The organism is Haladaptatus paucihalophilus DX253, from assembly GCF_000376445.1.
Classification (GTDB): domain Archaea; phylum Halobacteriota; class Halobacteria; order Halobacteriales; family Haladaptataceae; genus Haladaptatus; species Haladaptatus paucihalophilus.
This window is the reverse complement of sequence record NZ_AQXI01000002.1, coordinates 46,985-66,162: the sequence shown is the minus strand read 5'-3', so window position 1 is coordinate 66,162 and position 19,178 is coordinate 46,985. Positions and strand designations below refer to the sequence as shown.

Annotated in this window: 17 protein-coding genes; 7 read left to right on the top strand and 10 right to left on the bottom strand. The window is 62.1% G+C overall.

The genetic code is table 11. From position 1 onward, the window contains the following. Window positions 1-157 precede the first annotated feature (157 nt). Entirely contained in the window at window positions 158-2,455 is a 2,298-nt protein-coding gene (locus B208_RS0116595) for a nitric-oxide reductase large subunit (protein ID WP_007983220.1), read from the top strand. 48 nt (window positions 2,456-2,503) lie between these two features. Here the strand turns inward: B208_RS0116595 and B208_RS0116590 are convergent, their stop codons facing one another. Further along, window positions 2,504-3,139, bottom strand: coding sequence for a helix-turn-helix domain-containing protein (locus tag B208_RS0116590; RefSeq protein WP_007983218.1), 636 nt, complete (start codon window positions 3,137-3,139; stop codon window positions 2,504-2,506). Window positions 3,140-3,230: 91 nt separating this feature from the next. Here B208_RS0116590 and B208_RS0116585 point away from each other — a divergent pair, with 91 nt between their 5' ends. The 4 genes from B208_RS0116585 (at window position 3,231) to B208_RS0116570 (ending at window position 5,813) form a co-directional block, all read left to right on the top strand. Beyond that, the gene (locus B208_RS0116585) at window positions 3,231-3,536 is read left to right on the top strand and encodes a CGCGG family putative rSAM-modified RiPP protein (protein WP_007983217.1); all 306 of its coding nucleotides are present in this window, start codon (window positions 3,231-3,233) and stop codon (window positions 3,534-3,536) included. Between the two features lie 6 nt (window positions 3,537-3,542). Then, window positions 3,543-3,863, top strand: coding sequence for a hypothetical protein (locus B208_RS0116580; RefSeq protein ID WP_007983215.1), 321 nt, complete (start codon window positions 3,543-3,545; stop codon window positions 3,861-3,863). Between the two features lie 280 nt (window positions 3,864-4,143). Next, window positions 4,144-5,328: an MFS transporter gene (locus B208_RS0116575; protein ID WP_268741695.1), complete on the top strand. Its 1,185-nt coding sequence runs from the start codon at window positions 4,144-4,146 to the stop codon at window positions 5,326-5,328. 113 nt (window positions 5,329-5,441) lie between these two features. Continuing rightward, window positions 5,442-5,813: a methylglyoxal synthase gene (locus tag B208_RS0116570; protein WP_007983211.1), complete on the top strand. Its 372-nt coding sequence runs from the start codon at window positions 5,442-5,444 to the stop codon at window positions 5,811-5,813. Window positions 5,814-5,853: 40 nt separating this feature from the next. On the opposite strand, the gene B208_RS0116565 is transcribed toward B208_RS0116570, so the two are convergent. The 5 genes from B208_RS0116565 to B208_RS0116545 form a co-directional block, all read right to left on the bottom strand. Further along, window positions 5,854-7,080, bottom strand: a complete 1,227-nt coding sequence (locus tag B208_RS0116565) for a CaiB/BaiF CoA transferase family protein (RefSeq protein WP_007983209.1) — start codon at window positions 7,078-7,080, stop codon at window positions 5,854-5,856. 215 nt (window positions 7,081-7,295) lie between these two features. Beyond that, the gene (locus B208_RS0116560) at window positions 7,296-7,532 is read right to left on the bottom strand and encodes a hypothetical protein (protein WP_007983208.1); all 237 of its coding nucleotides are present in this window, start codon (window positions 7,530-7,532) and stop codon (window positions 7,296-7,298) included. Between the two features lie 581 nt (window positions 7,533-8,113). Further along, entirely contained in the window at window positions 8,114-8,410 is a 297-nt protein-coding gene (locus B208_RS0116555; RefSeq protein WP_232423843.1) for a hypothetical protein, read from the bottom strand. 218 nt (window positions 8,411-8,628) lie between these two features. Beyond that, window positions 8,629-11,472 (bottom strand): M14 family zinc carboxypeptidase, encoded by a 2,844-nt coding sequence (locus B208_RS0116550; protein WP_232423842.1) that lies wholly within the window; start codon window positions 11,470-11,472, stop codon window positions 8,629-8,631. A 181-nt stretch (window positions 11,473-11,653) separates the two neighbouring features. Further along, complete coding sequence (locus tag B208_RS0116545) at window positions 11,654-12,241, bottom strand: gamma-glutamyltransferase (RefSeq protein ID WP_007983202.1); 588 nt, start codon at window positions 12,239-12,241, stop codon at window positions 11,654-11,656. Between the two features lie 81 nt (window positions 12,242-12,322). On the opposite strand from B208_RS0116545, the gene B208_RS0116540 reads away from it, so the two are divergent. Next, the gene (locus B208_RS0116540; RefSeq protein WP_232423841.1) at window positions 12,323-14,413 is read left to right on the top strand and encodes an alkaline phosphatase PhoX; all 2,091 of its coding nucleotides are present in this window, start codon (window positions 12,323-12,325) and stop codon (window positions 14,411-14,413) included. A 25-nt stretch (window positions 14,414-14,438) separates the two neighbouring features. Here the strand turns inward: B208_RS0116540 and B208_RS0116535 are convergent, their stop codons facing one another. Further along, entirely contained in the window at window positions 14,439-15,368 is a 930-nt protein-coding gene (locus tag B208_RS0116535) for a DUF5602 domain-containing protein (protein WP_007983198.1), read from the bottom strand. Between the two features lie 143 nt (window positions 15,369-15,511). Further along, window positions 15,512-15,955 (bottom strand): universal stress protein, encoded by a 444-nt coding sequence (locus B208_RS0116530; RefSeq protein ID WP_007983194.1) that lies wholly within the window; start codon window positions 15,953-15,955, stop codon window positions 15,512-15,514. 161 nt (window positions 15,956-16,116) lie between these two features. Here B208_RS0116530 and B208_RS0116525 point away from each other — a divergent pair, with 161 nt between their 5' ends. Continuing rightward, window positions 16,117-16,953, top strand: a complete 837-nt coding sequence (locus B208_RS0116525) for a ZIP family metal transporter (RefSeq protein ID WP_007983193.1) — start codon at window positions 16,117-16,119, stop codon at window positions 16,951-16,953. Window positions 16,954-17,102: 149 nt separating this feature from the next. Here B208_RS0116525 and B208_RS0116520 read toward each other — a convergent pair whose 3' ends face one another. Then, window positions 17,103-17,876: an SDR family NAD(P)-dependent oxidoreductase gene (locus tag B208_RS0116520; RefSeq protein WP_007983191.1), complete on the bottom strand. Its 774-nt coding sequence runs from the start codon at window positions 17,874-17,876 to the stop codon at window positions 17,103-17,105. Between the two features lie 2 nt (window positions 17,877-17,878). After that, window positions 17,879-19,078, bottom strand: a complete 1,200-nt coding sequence (locus B208_RS0116515; protein ID WP_026177902.1) for a cytochrome P450 — start codon at window positions 19,076-19,078, stop codon at window positions 17,879-17,881. Between the last annotated feature and the right edge of the window lie 100 nt (window positions 19,079-19,178).

Genomic DNA, 19,178 nt, shown 5'->3' with positions numbered 1-19,178 from the left:
AAACGGTGAAATTCGAACCGTCGGCTGGACCGGAAAAGGACCGCGACGCACCGAGTCGAACCCCACTCGAACGTTTTCCCGAACATATTTTCGACGTTCCCCACCGGTGAGAACGACGGCTGAATTACATATTTCGCGTCGTCGAAGCCCGACTTGTATGAAGGTACAGCGCTCGACGCTCGGCAAACTGCTCGCTATCGTCTTCGTACTGAATCTCATCGTGATGGGAGCGGGTGCGTGGTATTCCTACGAACACGCCCCGCCGATTCCGCAGAAGGTCGTCGGGCCGGACGGGGAGACGGTCGTGACGAAGGCGCAAGTACAGGAGGGAAAACGGGTCTTCCAGTCGGACGGCCTGATGAACCACGGGTCGATTCTCGGCAACGGTGCCTACTTCGGGTCGGATTACACCGCGAACGCGTTGTCGTTAAAGACGGAGTACATGAAGGTGTACTACGCGAAGGAAAAGTACGATAAACCGGTCAGCGCGCTCTCGCCGGAGCAACGGGCGGTCGTCAACGCGACGGTGACGACCGAACTCGAAGCGAGTCGGCCGAGCGACAGCGTGCAGTACTCGGCCGCGGAACTGTACGCCCACGAGCACGTTCGGCAACTGTACGTCGAACGGTATCACGACGGCGACCTCGAACGCGGCGTTCCGAACGGGATGATCGCCTCGGAGGAAGACGCACGGCACTTCGCCGACTTCGCGATGTGGACGGCGTGGATTTCCCACACGCAACGGCCGGGGAGCGACCACACGTACACGAACGACTGGCCGTACGAACCCGCCGCCGGAAACACGCCCCCGACGGCATCGATGACGTGGAGCGTCATCGCGATGGTGCTGCTCGTCGCGGCGGCCGGAATCGGCGTCTGGCTCTACACGTCCATCGACCTTCCCGAACCCGAGACGAAGGGAATCACGGTGCCGTCGCCGAAGGACGTCGTGGTCTTCCCGAGTCAGAAGACGGCGGCGCGGTTCGTTCCCATCGCCGCCCTCCTGTTCGTCGCACAGGTGTTGCTCGGCGGACTGTTGGCCCACTACTACATCGAGCGGGGCGGATTCTTCGGCCTCGGGTCGCTCCTCGGCGTTAACATCGTCAAACTGCTCCCGTTCGCCATCGCGAAGACGTGGCACATCGACCTCGCGATTCTGTGGATAGCGACACTCTGGCTCGGCGCGGGGCTGTTCTTACCGCCGCTACTGACCGGACAGGAACGAGCGAATCAGAGCACGTACGTCAACGTGCTCCTCGGGGCGCTCCTCGTCGTCGCCGTCGGCGGGCTGACCGGCATCTGGTTGGGTGCGAACGGCTACATCGACGGCGCGCTCTGGTGGCTCATCGGCAACGAGGGACTGGAGTACCTCGAAGTGGGTCGCGTCTGGCAGTTCGGCTTGCTCGCCGGGTTCGGGCTGTGGGCCGCCCTCGTCGCGCGTGGGTTCAAACCGCTCCTGAAAGCGGAGGAGTCGTTCGGCCTCGCGCACATGATCCTGTACGCGGGCGGCTCCATCGCCCTGCTGTTCACGGCGGGGATGTTCTACACGCCGCAGACGAACATCGTCGTGACCGAGTTCTGGCGCTGGTGGGTCGTCCACATGTGGGTCGAAGGTGCGTTCGAGTTCTTCATCGTCGCCATCGTCGGCCTGACGCTCGTGTCGATGAACCTGTTGCGAAAGCGGTCGGCCGAGAAAGCCGTCATGTTTCAGGCGCTGTTCGTGATGGGAACCGGCGTCATCGGCGTCTCCCACCACTACTGGTGGATCGGCCAACCGGACGTGTGGGTGCCCTTCGGCTCCGTCTTCTCGACGCTCGAACTGCTCCCACTCGTGTTCATTCTCTTCGAAGCCATCGGGGAGTACCGGACGCTCGCGCGGAGCGACGGGTCGTTCCCGTACACGCTCCCGTTCATGTTCATCATCGCCAGCGGGGTCTGGAACTTCGTCGGCGCGGGCGTGCTCGGCTTCTTCATCAACCTCCCGCTCGTCAACTACTACGAACACGGGACGTACCTCACGGTCGGCCACGCCCACGCCGCCATGTTCGGTGCGTTCGGGTTCCTCGCGCTGGGAATGGCGACCTACATGCTCCAGCTCACGACGAAACCCGACGCGTGGACGGAACGGCGACTCCGGTGGGCGTTCTGGCTGTGGAATATCGGCCTCGCGGTGATGGTGTTCGTCTCCGTCCTTCCCGTCGGCTTCCTCCAACTGGAAGCCGCGTTCTCCGGGAGCTACGACGCCGCGCGGAGCCTCGCGTTCTACAACAGCGACGCGGTACAGCTCCTGTTCTGGGCGCGGATGCCGGGCGACACGATGCTCATCCTCGGCACGCTCGTGTTCGCCTACGACGTGCTCAAAAAGCAGTTCGTGCAGCGCGAGGTGACGACGCCGGTACCGGAACCGGACGAGCAACGCGTGCCGAGTCGGGTGTTCACGGACGACGACGACTGAACCGCTATCGACGGGTCCCAACCGAACCCGGCATCGACCGCTGGACGGTCACTCCGCCACCTCGTCGGTTACGTACCGTTTGATAATCGTCCCCTCGGCGCGGTGCAGCGTTTCGCTGGCGGTCGATTTTGCGACGTCGGTCATCGCCGCGAGTTCGGTGAGCGTGCAGGTTCGCGGCGAGTCGTAGTAGCCACATTCGACGGCGGTTCGCACCAGACGCCGCTGTCGGTCGGTCAACAGACTCTCGGAGGAGGCCATCTCGCGGACGTACTCCACCTCGAACGGGACGCCGAACAGGTCCAGTTGCGTCGCGAGCGCGGACAGCCGGTCGCGCGCGGCTGTCACCTCGAACGTCGCGTCACCGTCGGTTATCGTGAGGGGGAGTTCGAGCGGAACCGCGGACTCCTGTACCGAGAGCAGGAGGAGGGGGTCGGTCGTCTCGAACTCGACGAGGCACGTATCGTCGGACGCCCGCAACAGGTCCAAGTGGACGATACCGTCGTGGTCGTCCATCTCGCGGAGTATCGGCGGGAGGTCGGCGGCCGTGAGTTCGAGCAATCCGACGCCGATATCGTCGGCGGGAAGGGCGGCCAGCACCCTGAATTTCGCATCCGGGTACGTCGTCGAGACGTCGCCGATCCACGTCTCGGCGGGAAGCGTGAGCGTGAGTTTCGCGGTTGCCATCGATACCGTACGATATCGTCGGGACCCCCAATAGCTCACGACGAACATGTTCGGGGGACGGTTTTCTGCCGACGGCATCCAACCCGTACCTATGGAAGGCATCTCGCACGACGACGCGGAACCGGTCACCGAGCGGGTTCACCACAATTCGTGGTCGGTGAATCTCGAAAAGCCAGAACACGCCGACGATACAGGACTCGTCTGCTCGCAAGCGGTCGATGCCGTCGAGCACACGGCGCGAGGAAACCACGTGAACGTGGTCACGCACGCGAATCACGGCCACCCCGAAACGTACCTCTTCGACGCGCTCGTCGACGAGTTCGGTTCCGATATCGAGTGTGAATACGTCGATCAATGCGGGTGCGGCGGCCACGTGACCCGAGTGTACGTCGGCTGATTTACCATGGACGTGAACGACACCCGGAACGGGAGTCCGTCCGTCCCGTCCACCGAACTACTCGACCGAGACGAAGCGGACCCCGAGGCGGTTCGACGAGCGATTCACCGCCAGGGGGCGGAACTCGAACGGCGGGAGGTCGCGCGAGCGGTCGAACGACTCGGCGGCGAGGACGGTCTCACGGCGGAACAGCGAGCGGTCATCGAGCGGATGGCAACCGACATCGTGGACGGCATCGTGGCGACGCCCGATGCTGTGTTGCGAGACGCATCGACGGACGACGATGCGGTGCGAACGGCGATCGAACTCTTCGACCCGGACGGCTAACGGAGTCCGTCACCCGAAACCGCCATCGACGAATGAGTCCAGTACATTCATGGTGTCTGAAATGACGTCGAACGAATGACTACGCAGTCCGAACTGCTCAGCGTTCTCATCGTGCTTGAATTCTCAAACGGGCCGACCGGGAGCGACGGCCACGGCACATCGGTGAGAACGCATCGGCGGGTCGTCTATTCGTCGTCAACTCGTCGGCAACCCGTCGGCCACGAACGTCACCCCTGCCGTTTCCGCAACGGTTGAGTCGTCCGACTCGGTATAGACGGTAGTGAGACGCCGCCTGTTCGGAACGCTTTGCGGGCTCGTATTCCTGATGAACTTCGGGCGAACCGTCTTCGCACCGCTGCTCGAACCCCTGACGGTGGCCTTTTCGACCGACCAGGCGACCATCGGCGTGTTGATATCGTTGGTGTGGCTCGGAACCGCACTCCCGCGAATTCCGATGGGGTACGTCCTCACCCGCGTCCCGCGGTATCAGGCCGTTCTCGCGACGGGATTCGTCCTCGCCGGGTCGTCGGGACTCATCGCGGTCGCGGATTCCATCGCTTCGCTTCGCGTCGGGACGTTTCTCCTCGGCGTCGCCAGCGGGGCTTACTTCGTCGCCGCCGTGCCGCTAATCGCGGAACTGTATCCGAACGCGGTCGGGCGAACCGTCGGCATCCACGGTGCGGCGTCGCAACTGGCGGCGGTGCTCGCACCCACCATCGTCGTCGGAATCTTACTCGTCTCCTCGTGGCGGACGGCGTTCGTCCTGCTCGCGGCGGTCGCAGTCGTCTTCAGCATCGTGCTGGCGAGCATCGTTCGAGGGTCCCGAATCGCCGACGAGTCCGCCCCGGACCGCGCGTTTCTGTCCGCCGTGCGCTCCCACTGGCGGCTCATCGCGGTCGGCCTCCTGATGGTCGGCGTCGCGGGGTTCCTGTGGCAGGGCTTGTTCAACTTCTACGTCGTCTATCTGCACTCGTCGAAGGGGGTATCGACGACGACGGCGAACCTCCTCCTCACCGTCGTGTTCGCGGCCGGACTACCCGCGTTCTGGTTCGGCGGCCGGCTCGCCGACCGCCTCCCCATCGTCCCGTACATCCTCGGGATACTGACCGGATTCGTGGTGTCGGTGGTCGCGCTCACCGCCGCCGGTGGCATCGTCGCGCTAACCGTCGTCTCGGTCGCCATCGGGTACTCGATACACAGCCTGTTTCCGGCCTTGGACACCTACTTCCTCAACTCGCTGTCGGACGAAAACCGCGGCGTCGTCTACGCGGCGTTCACCGGTATTTCCCTGCTGGTCGAGGCGAACGGCACTGCGACCGTCGGCGTGCTCACCGAAGCGGGCTATCGATTCGACGTCGTGTTCATCGGCCTCGCCTCGCTCGTCGGCTGTGTCATCCTCGTCCTCGCAGGGTTGTACACGACGAACCGACTGCCGGGAAATTCGCCACGCGACCATCGCGCGTAGGGTCCTCGAATCGCCGCGCGTCGTTCGATAGCCTATCAGAACCGCATTCGTCCGAGGGACGGCGGGGATTCGGCACCCGTATTGTAAAGAGACTGCCGGTGATACGCCACTGTATGCGAATCGCGCTCATCGCACACGACGAGAAGAAACCCGATTTGGTCGAGTTCGTCCGAGATAACATCGACCAACTGTCGGACGTCGACTGCATCTCGACCGGAACGACCGGACAGCGAATCAACGAGAACACCAACCTCGAAGTCGAGCCGAAAGCGTCCGGACCGCTCGGCGGAGATATGATGATCGGGGCCGCGGTAGCCACCGGGGACTGTCAGGCCGTGATATTCCTCCGCGACCCGTTGACCGCCCAACCGCACGAACCGGACATCAACGCGCTCCTACGGGTGTGTGACGTTCACGACGTGCCACTGGCGACGAATCTCGCCAGCGCGAACGCCATCATCGACGAGCTAATAAAGCAAGCCTAACCGCCCGACGAAGGGGTCTAGCGTCGAGACGTGACGAGCGTCAGAGAACGCCCTCGTCGGACAGTCGCTCGATATCCGCCTCCGTATAGCCGAATTCAGAAAGGATTTCTTCCGTGTGTTCGCCGAGGAGTGGCGGGTGCGCGCGAACCCGCGTCGGCGTCTTCGAGAGGTGCATCGGACTACCCGCCATCTCGACGTCGCCCGCGGTCGGATGGGAAACCGACCACTGCATGTTTCGCGCATTCACTTGTGGATTGTCGAAGACGTCCTGCATATCCTTGACGTCGGTCGCCGGGACGCCGTGGTCGTCCATCGTCTCCACTATTTCTGCCGTCGTGAACTCCGCGAACGTCGGTTCGAGGAGTGCATCGAGTTCGTCGCGGTTCTCGACGCGAGAGGCGTTGTCGCGGAATCGCTCGTCGTCGATGAGGTCCTCGCGGTCGATGGCACGACAGAACTTCGGCCAGAGGTTGGGCGACGGAACCGCGATGACCACGTACCCATCCGCCGTCGGGTACGCTTGATACGGGGCGAGCGTCGGGTGTTTGCTCCCCATTCGTTCGGGCGGGGTTCCCGTGGCGAAGTAGTTCGAGGCCATGTAGCTCATCCACGCGACCTGACCGTCGAGGAGCGAGACATCGACCTTCTGTCCCGTTCCGTCCCCGAGTTCGCGCTCAAGCAGTGCGGCGAGGATGGCTTGGGTCGCGTACATCCCCGCGCCGATGTCGGCGATGGCCACGCCCACTCGAACGGGCGAGCCGTCCGCCTCGCCGGTGATGCTCATCAGTCCGCCCTCCGCCTGCATGATGAGGTCGTACGCGGGTCGGTCTTTGTCCGGCCCCCACTCGCCGTATCCCGAGAGGGCACAATAGACGAGGCCGGGATTGTCCTCTCGGAGGGTCTGGTAATCGAGTCCCCACTCCTCCATCGTGCCGACGCGGAAGTTCGAGACGACGACATCGGCTTCGCTGGCGAGGTCGCGGAAGACCGTTTGCCCCTCGTCACTCGCGAGGTCGAGCGTCATCGAGCGCTTGTTGCGGTTCACGCTGAGGTAGTACGCGCTCTCGTCCGACTCCCCGTACGTCGGCGGGTGCCACTCTCGCGTCTGGTCACCGGTCCCCGGTCGCTCGATTTTGATGACGTCCGCGCCGAGGTCGCCCAACTGCATCGTGCAGAACGGACCGACGAGGACGCGGGACGCATCGAGAACGGTGATTCCGTCGAGGGGACCGGTCTCCGTCTCCGGTTGGCGAGCTTCGCCGACCATCTGTTACGGCGCTCCCGCCCAATTCACTGGCAGTCTCCGCTCGACTCGCCGACCGGTGAGAATCGTTCGACCGTCCCTTTGCCGTTTCGTAGCGGAACGGCACTCCGTTTGCGGGACGGAATCTTCAATCGTCATAGGACGCTGTTCGGAAAAATCGCGCTAAACTGTTTCGGTGGGGTCGATTCGGAACGTGAGAGAATACGAAGGCGCGGCGTTCAGTCGTCGATTCGTCTGGACTCCGCGTCCGTGGACAACCCGGTGATGCTCCGTATCGGTTGCCGGGCGTCTCGCCCGCGTTCGAGTCCCAGAGTGACGACTCGAACGACGACGTAGGGACCGACGACCGAGATGGCAGGGAGTATGGTGAACGCCGCGACCACCGCGGCGAGAACGGGAGCTGCGCTCAGGACGAGCCCGTACATCCCGAGCAGGGTGAGTCCGAACAGAGACACGAGGGTCGTGTCTCTCGGAGCACGTCGGGCGGGTGGTGTCCGGTCGGCCGGACGAGATGGTCGTTCGTGTGGCAATCGTCTTGGTGCTTGTCTCATGGGTATGTACCTCTTGTTCGGTCGATATGCGTGCGATACGGCGAGTGTAGGTGCGACAGCGATGCCGCTACGGAGCCATCGGAAGCGAACTCGGTAGCGACGCTCTCACCACTTACGCGGTGCGGCGATGGTCCCTCGTGACATCGGGGGCTGGCTGACCGCCCTTCGAAGTGCGTCCGCCGTCGTAGCCACTGCTATCGGTCTGAACGTGGCTCGGTGGACGAGCGAAGCGAGAGACGGGAATCGCTACGTCGGTGAAGGAATCATGAACTGACAACCTCGCGTATTACGTTCCTCGTGTCACCGTAGTATAAAATCACGGTGAATGGTGATATCCATCGACACGGATGAAAACGGCGGTACGGTAGCCGACGACGCATACGATGTCCGTGTAGTTTGGCAGTGGTCGACTCGATGACCCTCTTCGGGCTCAGAGTGCGAACTAACGGACCGTCGGAACCGGCGACCGGTCCAACAGGGTCCCGTCACTCCGACGAATCGAATATCGGACGGTCGTTCGACGGCGCGGATATCTGGGTCAGATAGTAGATGCCAACGAGGAAACACCCCTGTCCCACGGAGAAGAGGAGAAGTAACTCGACCGGAACGTGATACCGTCCGAGCAGACGAACGACGACCAGAGTGACGAACACACCGCCGATGAGAAACCACGAGAGCATTTTCAAACCCTCTTCCAAGAAGAGGAGGTCAGCGAGACGAGCACCCCTCGATTTGACGAGCGAGTCCTCCCAGGCTTCCTGATCAGTACCTTGAATGGACATCGACATATTGCTAAATGATAGCACACGATATCAATACCTGTGATTGTATAACTGACAGTAGTTCGGTATACCATCCCCAATTCGGGTAAGTCGATGCTGACTCCGCTCGAATGGATGCCGTGTGGACGCCTCCACGCCACCGTTTCGTTTGGTATCTTTCGACGACGCGGGCGAGAACGCGACCGGGTCGGGAAAGTCGAAAGGCGGTGCTCGTGACCTCAATCGAGCGTGCCGAACGTCTCCACGAGGTCACCGTTCACGTATCGACGTTGCGTAAATCCGAGCGCGTTCGTGAGCATGGTATGGGACAGGAACGTAGCCGTGTACTCCAGCATGCCGAAGGGATGGGCAACGCGTTGGTACGCGGGCGGTAACATCCCACCGATGACGTGAATCCCGGAACCATCCTCGCGGCGTATCGACCCTGCGGTCACAAGCCGCTCTTGACCGTCGGTGACCCCGGCGACCGTTCCGCCCGCATCCTCGAAGGCCGTGGGAGCAACGCCGGTCGCGGGGGCGTTGGCGATGGGATAGCCGAGCGGGGGGACGTTGAAGAATTCACGCTGGACGTTCCGCGTTCCCATCAACAACGGATGGTCGTCGTTCCGTCGGTCGAAATGAGGGATTTCACTCTCGAACGTGGTAACGTCGTCCGCCGTAATCCCCGCGGCCAAGTCGTTTTCGAGGAGTCCGAGGTGGGAGACGCCGGCGTCGGTGAGAACGAGGGTACCGCCGTTCGAGACGAATCGGTCGAGTTCCCGGACGTACGCGTCGTCATCGGCCCCATCCGCGTGAGAAACGACGAGGTTTTCGACGGCGAGTCGGCTGCTCCGCCCGCGAAACAGCGCTCCGTCTTTGATGTCTTCGACGGTTAGCCCTGTCATCCCATCGGTGATATTGCCGTTGCCGTGCTGTCCGTGATGACCGCGCGTCTCACTGCTTTTCCGTCCCCGCCCGTCGGTCATGTACGCTTCGTAATCGGAGAAATAGGCAAGCGGGGAGACGCTGTAGCTCCGTTGTTCGTACCCGAAGACCGATTCGGGGTCGGGGGACATCACGGTGTCCGCGGTACTGCTGACGACCGTCCGATCGACCGTCGCCGTTCCCTCCCGCTCGCCACCGAGCGTTTTCACCTCGACCGTCCACTCGCCGCTGGATGGCGTCGGAATCGACCATTCGGCCGTCCGTCGTGGCCGGTCGCTAGCGGAGTCGTGCGAGCGCACGACCCGTCCGCTCCCGTCGCGGAGTTTCGTGAGAATGGGGCCGGTCGGCGAATCGACGGTTATCGAGAGTTCGTGCGTTCCGTCCGGAACGGAAACGCTCGATGCGGTCCACTGCTTGCCAACTCCGAGCTTTTCCCTGGCCGTCGTCGTATCGATATCCTCGAACGAAAGCGCACTCGACCGTCGCGTGAGGGAATCGGTCTCGACGTATGCGGTCGTCGCGTTGCCGGTTCGGATGTCGGCGGTCACGTCGTTTGCGGCGTGTTCGGTGACGGTCCGAATCACCTCTTGGAACCCACGCGCTTGCAGGTCTACCAACCACGGTCGAAACACCATCCGGTCGAAGACGCGATTATCCCACCCCATCTCGTGAGCCATCATCGTGACCCCGAGGCCGCCCTGGTCCTCCGGGTGGCTCATCCAACTGATGAGCGTCCCCGAGGTCGTATACTGAATCGTGTCGAAGATGGTGCCGTATTCGTACCCCGATTCCGGAACGGAGGTGTCGTATCGGTCAACGTACTCCGGTGGAACGCCGTAGCCGTCGATGAGATACTCCCTGTTCAGGGCCTCGAACTGCTCACGACGGGCGTCGAGGTCGCTCTCGATTTCGTCTCGGACCCGGACATTCGCCCGTCGATTGAGTTCGTAGATGTCGTGGAGTTCGCCGTGGTCGTACTGGTCGTTGACGATGAGTCCCTCGATGAAGTTCGAGGACCAGAACATCCCGTGGAGGTCCGACCCGTAGTTGAGGTTGTCGTACCCTCGAAGCGCCTCGACGATATCGAGTGAGTCGGGCACGATTTCCTCGTACTCCTTCGGAGACGTCGGAACGTCGTCGTCGACACCCGGCATATCGTCCTGCAGGTCCCTTCCGTTCGGCTCGGCGGGATAGTATGCCGGATTGACCCACCCGACCGTCGGATACCCGCGGTTCGGGTCGACACCGGTTCCGGTCACCCGTTTGAAGGAGTTGTTCTCCGGTTCGGGGTCCCCTATCGGGTCGTCGTTGACGAGATACTCCTGTCGACGCGCGGAGAACCCATCGGGATTCGTGTACGCGAACAGGAGGACGACGTGGTCCAGCATCGCCTCGACCGTCGGCTCGTCGCCATCGAGCAGTCGCTGGACGAACCGGGAACCGGCCTCCGCACCCGACCGTTCGTCACCGTGAATGCTCAACGAGAAGAACACCTTCTCCTTTTCCTGGAACGCCGTCTCGTCGTCGATATCGTTCGTCACCTCGACGACCCACAATTCTCGGGGGTCGGACGCCGTCTCTTCGAAGAGGTTCTCGTGTCCCGGACTCTGCCCCCACGAGCGGACGCGAACTCGGTCGCTGTGCTCGGCTTCGAGATGGTGGATTCCGTCCACCATCTGTTCGTAGTCGATGTAATCGACGCTGTCGTCGACGGGTGGGAAGGCGCCGTTTGCGTACTCGCCGAGTCGCCAGAACGGATTCGACCCCGGCGAGAATTTGAGGGTATCGACGGCATCGAGTTCGGCCACGTCTCGCGCTTCCGTCGGCGTCAGTCGAAGCCACGCCGCGATTGTCGGGTCCGTCGTCGTTCGGAAATAGTCGTCCGAGTAGGGTTCGAGCGCGTCGAACGCCGGTCGGCGCAGTTCGACCAACGTCGGAATCTCGCACTCCTCATCGACGCGCCCGAGGACGAAATCGTAGAGTTCCGTCGGCGCCGACGACGTTGATTCGGCGGCGACACCCTTCGAGAGCGACACTGCACCGGCCGTTGCAGCGGACAGTCTGACGAACTGGCGGCGTGAAATCGGGATGTCCTTCGAGCGGTCCAATTCGGTTGAGTGGGTACGTTCGTCGTGCACTTGATAACACGGCACGGGAGTGCCATCCAATCATACTTGCTTTCAGCACTAATAATTATTCAATATTAGTATTCTATTTAAATTATTGCTGTCAATTTTGATGAAATTGGACCCATCTCCGTTCGACACGGATATCGCATCGCTATTGCCGAAAACGCGACCGGAAGGAGAGACGGAAAAGCTACTCGGACCCGTCGTACACGGCACCGTTCCGTCGTCCGTCCGCCGCACCGCGGTACGTCCCGGAATCGAGCACCCGAATCGCCTGGACGTTGCCGAGTTGGGTGGGCTCGTCGTTCAACGTGTGGCCGCGGGCACGGAGCTTCTTTCGCACTCCCTTCGGGAGGCCATCTTCCCAATAGACCGACGGGTCGACGTCGGCGTAGATACGCGGGGCGGCGATAGCCGATTGGAGACTCATTCCGTACTCGACGACGTTAAGCAGCACTTGAGCGACGGTTGTGATAATCGTCTTCCCACCGGAGGAACCGACGGTCATGTACGGCTCGCCGTCACGGAAGACGATGGTCGGACTCGTGCTACTCAACGGCCGCTTGTTGGGCTGGACCTGATTCGGTCCGCCGGGGACGGCATCGAAGTCGGTGAGTTCGTTGTTCAGCATGAATCCGTAGCCGGGCACCATCATCTTCGTGCCGAAGAACTGCTCGATGGTACTGGAAATTGAGATGTTTCGCCGGACGCCTCTCGCATCGATGGTTCCCGACAGCAGGTGTTCGGACGGGTCCGAATCGAAATTGAATTGCAGCATCTCGATTCAGCAGCTATAAATCTTGTATTATATCCACATAATTAGAATAGATATATGTATAGATACAACATTAACGAATATATGGGTAGAAAGGTCACCCGCAGAGGGATACTCGCCGTAACTGCATCGACAGCGTTCCTCAGCCACGCCGGAACGGGGACGATGAGCGGAAGTTCGTCGGATCGCGGTCACGAGGACGAGGAGGAAGGGACCCTCCATCGGTTCGCGACGAGCGCCACCGGCGCGGAGGTGACGGGACTCTACGTCACGGAAGAGGGGCAGTTCTTCTTCAACGTCCAACACCCGAGCCGAGAAAACGACGACCCGTACAACGAGGGAACCATCGGAGCCGTCGTCGGGGTCAACATGAACGACCTCCCGCGAGACTTTCCGAGCGTTCAACCCTCGGAAAGCGAGAAGCAGGCGGCCGACGTGCGGTTGGCACGGGGGAGTTACCAAGTCCTCGCACAGGGTGGCGACGAAACCGACAGCGGTGAGTCGCTCGGCATTCCGACCACGCCGGACGGAACGCCGGTCGGCGACCTCGACGGGTCGGAGTACTCGGAGTACGGGTACTGGCCCGATTTCAACGGGTTCGTCCCGGACGACGAGGCGAGCGACGAGGGCTACCTGTTCACCAACTTCGAGACGCAACCGGGGATGGTAACCCGATTGCACCTCCGTCAGCGCGGGAAAAACGGGGGCTGGGAGGTCGTCGGTGCAGAAAACGTCGACGAACCGCTCCGCCGCGTCGAGGGGACGAACATCAACTGCTTCGGGAGCGTCAGCCCCGAGGGGGTGCCGATGAGCGCGGAAGAGCAGTACTCGCACCCGGCCACTCGGTTCTGGAACCGGCCGAAACCGGCCACCATCGACGACAGCCCCGGCATCTCCGAGGACGGAGTGCAGGGGAGCTTCGGACTCAACGGCGTCGAAAAACAGGCGTTGTATCTCGGCGGGACGCGGGACGGTGAGGAAGTCGACGTCCCCGAGAACGGAACGGCGACGCTCATCTCCGACACCTACGCCAACCCGTACCGCTACGGCCACATCGTCGCGATGGGGAACCCGACCGCGGACGACGTGACCGACGTGGAGGCCACGAAACTGACCACGTTCGGCCGCGCGGCGCACGAAGTCGCGGTGGTCATGCCCGACCAGCGAACCGCGTACACGAGTTCCGACGGCACCGGGAAGTGTTTCTACAAGTTCGTCGCCGACGAGGACGTGGCCGGACGGGGAGACGTCACGGAGTACGGTTCGAAGGGAACGCTGTACGTTGCGAAAGCGAACCAACAGGGGAAACCGAACGGCAACCCCGCCGAGGTGGGCTTCGAACTCGACTGGATACCGCTCGGCCACGCCGACCTCGACGAAATCGAATCGTGGATAGCCGAGTACGACGGGGTGACACAGGCCGACTACCTCGCGATTCGAGAGGAGGTCGATGCGTTGGACGACGACGCGAGCCTCGCGGACATCGACGCCTACGTCGAGGAGAACGGGAACCCGTTCTACATCACGCCCGAGGAAGTCGACGCGTGGGCGGAACAGTACGAAGACGGCGGAATCGGCTGTATCGACGAGGAGCTCCGCCGCGTCCCGTTCCTCGAAACCCGGCGGGCGGCCGCGGCCGTCGGTGCGACCGACGAGTTCCGCAAGATGGAGGGCCTCAACATCCGCACCGGGGCCGTTCCGGGTGAGGACTTCCTCTATATGGCGATTTCGGAGACGAGCGAGACGATGAACGACGAGGAAGGGGACATCCAACTCGCCGGTGACGAGTGGGGTGCGGTCTACCGACTGCCGCTGGAAGCCGACTACGACGTTTCGCGGATGGAACCCGCGGTTGTCGGCGGGCCGAACGCCAACATCTGCGGCGGCTGTCCGTACGACGCGCGCCCGGATTCGAAGAGCAGCGTCTGTCCCGACTGCGGGTACAACCCGACCGAGGAGGACGAAAACGGGACGAGCGGCGGCGGCATGAAAAAGCTCGGGAAGGCCGCATCCGACCTCGTGACCGGTGACGACTTCGAGGAGGAGAACGTCATCTCCAACCCGGACAACCTCGTGGTTATGCGAGACAAACGGGTCATCATCGGCGAGGACACGAGCAACGAGGGACACGAGAACGACAACATGATCTGGATTTACACCCCCGAAGGCTGTTAGCTCCCCACCCCCGATGTCGGCGACCTCAGCACCCCATCACATCGGTGTGGTCGCGGCCGTTCGTTTCGCTTTCGAACCAGCGGAACGATTCCAAACAGACCACGTAGTTGTCCCCGGTTCTGGAATACCGAATCGCGTACGCGGTGGGATACCAGCCCGCCGTCGGAAACGCCGTCGGCATCGTGATGGGCCGTCGAATCTCGGTGCAGAGGTCGCGGAAGAACGACCGCGTGACCATCGGTTCGAAGAATATCAGTTCGCCGTCGAACGTGCCCCAGAGGAACGTGTGGGTGAACGGCTCGCCGTTGAACTCCGGTGCGGTCAGGTCCATCAAGTGGTTCCCCATCCCCGGTTCGACGGCACCGAGCGACTCGTAGTCGGGAGGTCGTTGACCGGACGGAAGGGGTTCCGTCCCTCGCTGCAGCGTCTCGCACGTGACCGCGGTGGACGCCCGCGGACAATCGCCGTTTCTGATTTCGGTTCGCTTTTCCCGCGGCATCAGACAAAAATGGAAGTCGAAGTGCGGGACGGCGTAAACGTCCGGTGGCGGGTGGCCGGTCGGATTCCAGTTGAGCATGAACCAGCGGAACGGGATGGAAGCGGCCGTCTCCGGAAACCCGAGCACGGTTTCGTGTCCGCAACACGGCGCTTTGCCGTCCGGGATGTTCCACTTCCCGTCGGTCGGTGCGGTCGGTAACCCCTCCAGCGCGTCGGCGGAGAACCGGACGCCGACGGAGCGGGGTTTCCCGGAACCGGTGCTCGCAACGAACGTCCGAATCGTCCCGTTTCCGACGGCGGCGGGCGGTCCCCACGCGATTCGCTCCGACGGTGGACCCGCGTCCGTCGTCCCTCGCTCCGGGGGCGACGTCGAGGGTGGCGACTGCTCGTCCGTGCCGGTCGCGTCCGTTCTGAGGGTGGCGTGCGCTCCGATGGCGCCGACTCCCAGCGTTTTCAAAAGGGTGCGACGATTCGGCTGCATTAACCGTTCGGGTAACGACCGGGTCCGACGTTATTCTTACCCCCACCCGGTCACCGAACCGTCCGTCGCTCGACGGTATGGACGACGCTTTACAACACGCGTTCCGACCCGTTCGGCCGTCAGACCACGCGAACCGGAACGTCGAGGACGCCGAGGACGCGCTTCGTCGTCGAACCGATGAGCGGCTTGTCCGGGTCAGAACGCCCCCGTCTCCCCATCACCACCAACTCGATGTCCTGGTCGCGGACGTACTCGACGATTTCGTCCTCCGGGATTCCGGACTTCACGACGGTAACGCAATCGACGCCGCTTTCGTCGGCCCGGTCTTTCACCGCGTCCACGAATCCCTGTCCCTTCTTTTCCAGTCGCTTTCGGGTTTCCTTGATGTCGCTCGGCGTGGCCACGAAATCCGCGTCTCCCATGTCCATCACGTACAGCGCATGGACCGTCCCGCCGCTCTCGGTCACGAGTTCGACCGCTTGTTCCGTCGCGCGTTTCGCCGCTTTGCTCCCGTCGGTCGGCACCAAAACGTCGTCGTACGATATCGCACCCGTTTCGTCCATGCGTACTCTCTCGACCCGATAGCTAATGAAACGATACCCCCGTTTCGAACGCCGTTAGCCAGGGTGAGAAGGAACCGCCGCTCGACGCGAACGCCACTCAACCTTCAAGAGGGTTGGCCGGTGAATATCCGACTGACAACGATGGATTCAGGAGACGAGGAGTGGTCGCCGTGATACCTGCGCAGTTCGCGGAGTTGTTCGGGTCGAATCCGGTCGTCAACGGACTCGTCGGGGGACTGATTATCGCGTTTTTCAACCTCCTTGGGGCGTCGTTGGTGTTCGTCTGGCGGGACCCGTCCGAACGGGCGATGGACGGCGCGCTCGGGTTCGCCGCTGGCGTGATGCTCGCCGCGAGCTTCACGAGCCTCATCCTCCCCGGAATCGAAACGTACTCCAACGGCAACCCGATCCCCGTCTTGATAGGGATGGCCGTGGGTGCCCTCTTTTTGGACCGGTCCGACGTGCTGGTACCACACGCACATATCCTCCTCTCCGGCCAACGCCGACCGGATGCCGCCAATCCCGACGCCGACTTGGCGGTGGACGACGAGCGACTCGCCGGTGTCGTCCTGTTCATCCTCGCCATCACGCTTCACAACATGCCAGAAGGACTCGCGGTCGGCGTCGGGTTCGGAAGCGGAAATCTCGGCACCGCCGTCCCGCTCATGCTCGCCATCGGCATTCAGAACATCCCCGAGGGATTGGCGGTGTCGGTGGCCGCCATCAACGCGGGACTGGACAAACGCTTCTACGCCGCGTTCGCGGGGATTCGCTCGGGCGCGGTCGAGATACCCCTCGCGGTCCTCGGCGCGTACGCCGTCCAAACCGTCTCGGCCTTGCTCCCCTACGCGATGGGATTCGCCGCCGGAGCCATGCTGTTCGTCATCAGCGACGAAATCGTCCCGGAGACGCACACGAAGGGACACGAGCGTATCGCGACGTTGGGGACGATATTCGGCGCTATCGTGATGCTATATCTCGATATCTCGCTCGGGTGAATCGTTGGTTGGGACGTGCGGGCTCTCAAACGCGGCGCACGCGCTCGTCGGTCCGCGAATGGCGCAAGAACGGATCCCAACCGAACATCCACGATTGCGTTCGTCGCGTCCGACCGCCGTTCGGGAGAGACAAAGAGAAGACGGTCGTCTCAGTCGGCCGCCTGACCGCCGTCGATGGGGAGCGTGTGCCCGGTGATGTACGAGGCGTCGGACGAACAGAGGAACGCCACCGCACCGGCCATTTCCTCGGGGTCTGCGCCGCGCCCCATCGGCACGTCGGTCATGGCCGACGTATCGAACGGCATCGACGTCAGGTCGCCGCTTTCTCCCTCCGTGTTGGCCTGGATGTTGGTGTTCGTCGGACCGGGAGCGATCGCGTTGACACGGATACCGCGGGTGGCGTATTCGAGAGCGGCCGTTTTAGTCAACCCGACGACGCCGTGCTTGCTGGCGGAATAGCTGGCGAGTCCACCCATTCCGACCAACCCGGCCTCGGAGGCCGTGTTGACGATTACCCCGCTCCCCTGCGCTTCCATGACGGGGAGTTCCGCCTTCATGCAGGCCCAGATACCTTTCAGATTGACGTCGAGGAGTTTGTCCCAGAGACCCTCTTCGATGTCGGCCATCTCCACGAAGCCGGTGAGGATTCCCGCATTGTTGTGAGCGAAATCGAGGCTTCCGTACGTATCGACTGCCACGTCAACCATTCGCTCGACCGACTCGAAATCGGAGACGTCGACTTCGACGAACGTCGCGTCACCGCCATCGTCCTCGATGCGGTCGGCCGTTTCGCGGCCGGTCTCTTCGACCACATCCGCGACGACGACGTTTGCACCTTCCTCGGCGAATCGCAGTGCCGACGCGCGTCCGATTCCCGAGCCCGCTCCCGTTACGACCGCCGTCTTTCCGCGTAGTCCATTCATGATTATTCCTCGATGGTACACGTGAGCGATTCGAGACCGTACAGGCTACGGAGCGGCTGTAAGTCCGTCAAATCCGCCTCTATCGTTTCGAACCGGTCGAGCAGGACGTCGAACGCGACGTCCGCTTCGATTCGTGCGAGCGGAGCGCCCAAACAGTAGTGGACACCCTTTCCGAATGCGATGTGGCGATTCGGACTTCGTTCGGGACGGAACTCCTCGGGAGCGTCGAAGAGTTCCGGGTCGCGGTTGGCAGCACCGAGCCACGCCGTTACGACGTCTCCTTCCCGAATTTGCCGTCCGTTCAGTTCGACGTCCTCCAGCGCAACACGGTCCAACGATTGAATCGGAGAGCGGTATCGGAGCACCTCCTCGATAGCCTGTTTCCGATCTATTTCTCCCGTTCGAATCGCATCGGTTATCCCTCGCTCTTCGAAACACCAGAGGGCGTTCGTCAGGAGGTTCGTCGTCGTGATATTCCCCGCAACGAGAAGGAGCATACAGAAGCCGACCTGTTCTCCCCTGCTCAGCTCCTCGGTCGTCGCGGCGAGCGTAATGAGGTCGTCCCCGCTTCCGTCTTGGCGCTCTTCGAGCAACTGGGCGAAGTACTGTCCCATCTGTTGCTGTGCCCACTGCATCCGCTCTTGGCTCCGTTTGATCGAAGATTCGGATCCGTCCTCGGGACGTGCGACGAGTGCGTCCGACCACTCTTTAAACTCGTCGCGGCGTTCGGCAGGAATTCCCAACAGTTCCGCGATGATGGTTATCGGAAGTCGTATCGCGAACTCATCGACGAAATCGAATCGGTTCTCCCCGTCGATTTGGTCCAGTACCTCTTCGGTTAACTCCTCGATTCGAGGCTGGTACTCCCTGAGCGTCCCCGGTTGGAATCGCTCGTTGACGAACCCGCGGAGTCGGTCGTGTCCCGGCGGGTCAACCATGATCATCGTCTGAAACATCGCTCCGTCATCGTCCGTGGCGTTCTCGGAGCCGGCTCGATTCGCGGTAAACGACTCGTAATCGGTAAGAACCCGATTGGTTTCTTCGTACCGAAAGAGGTCCCAGTGCTGTCGCTCCTCGTCGAAGTGTACGGGAGCGCTTCGACGCATTTCAGCGTACCACTCGAACGGTTCCAACTGTCCGTTTCGACTACGGATCGCTTCCGGCAGTTCGCTTTTTCCCACGACTGCATCTGTGGACTGCATGAGTTAATTGACCAATTAATCAATTATAGGCTTTTTTGTTATTCCATCTGATGTGAGAGGGGAGAAAGACGGGTTATACAGATCCAAACCCCCACAAACA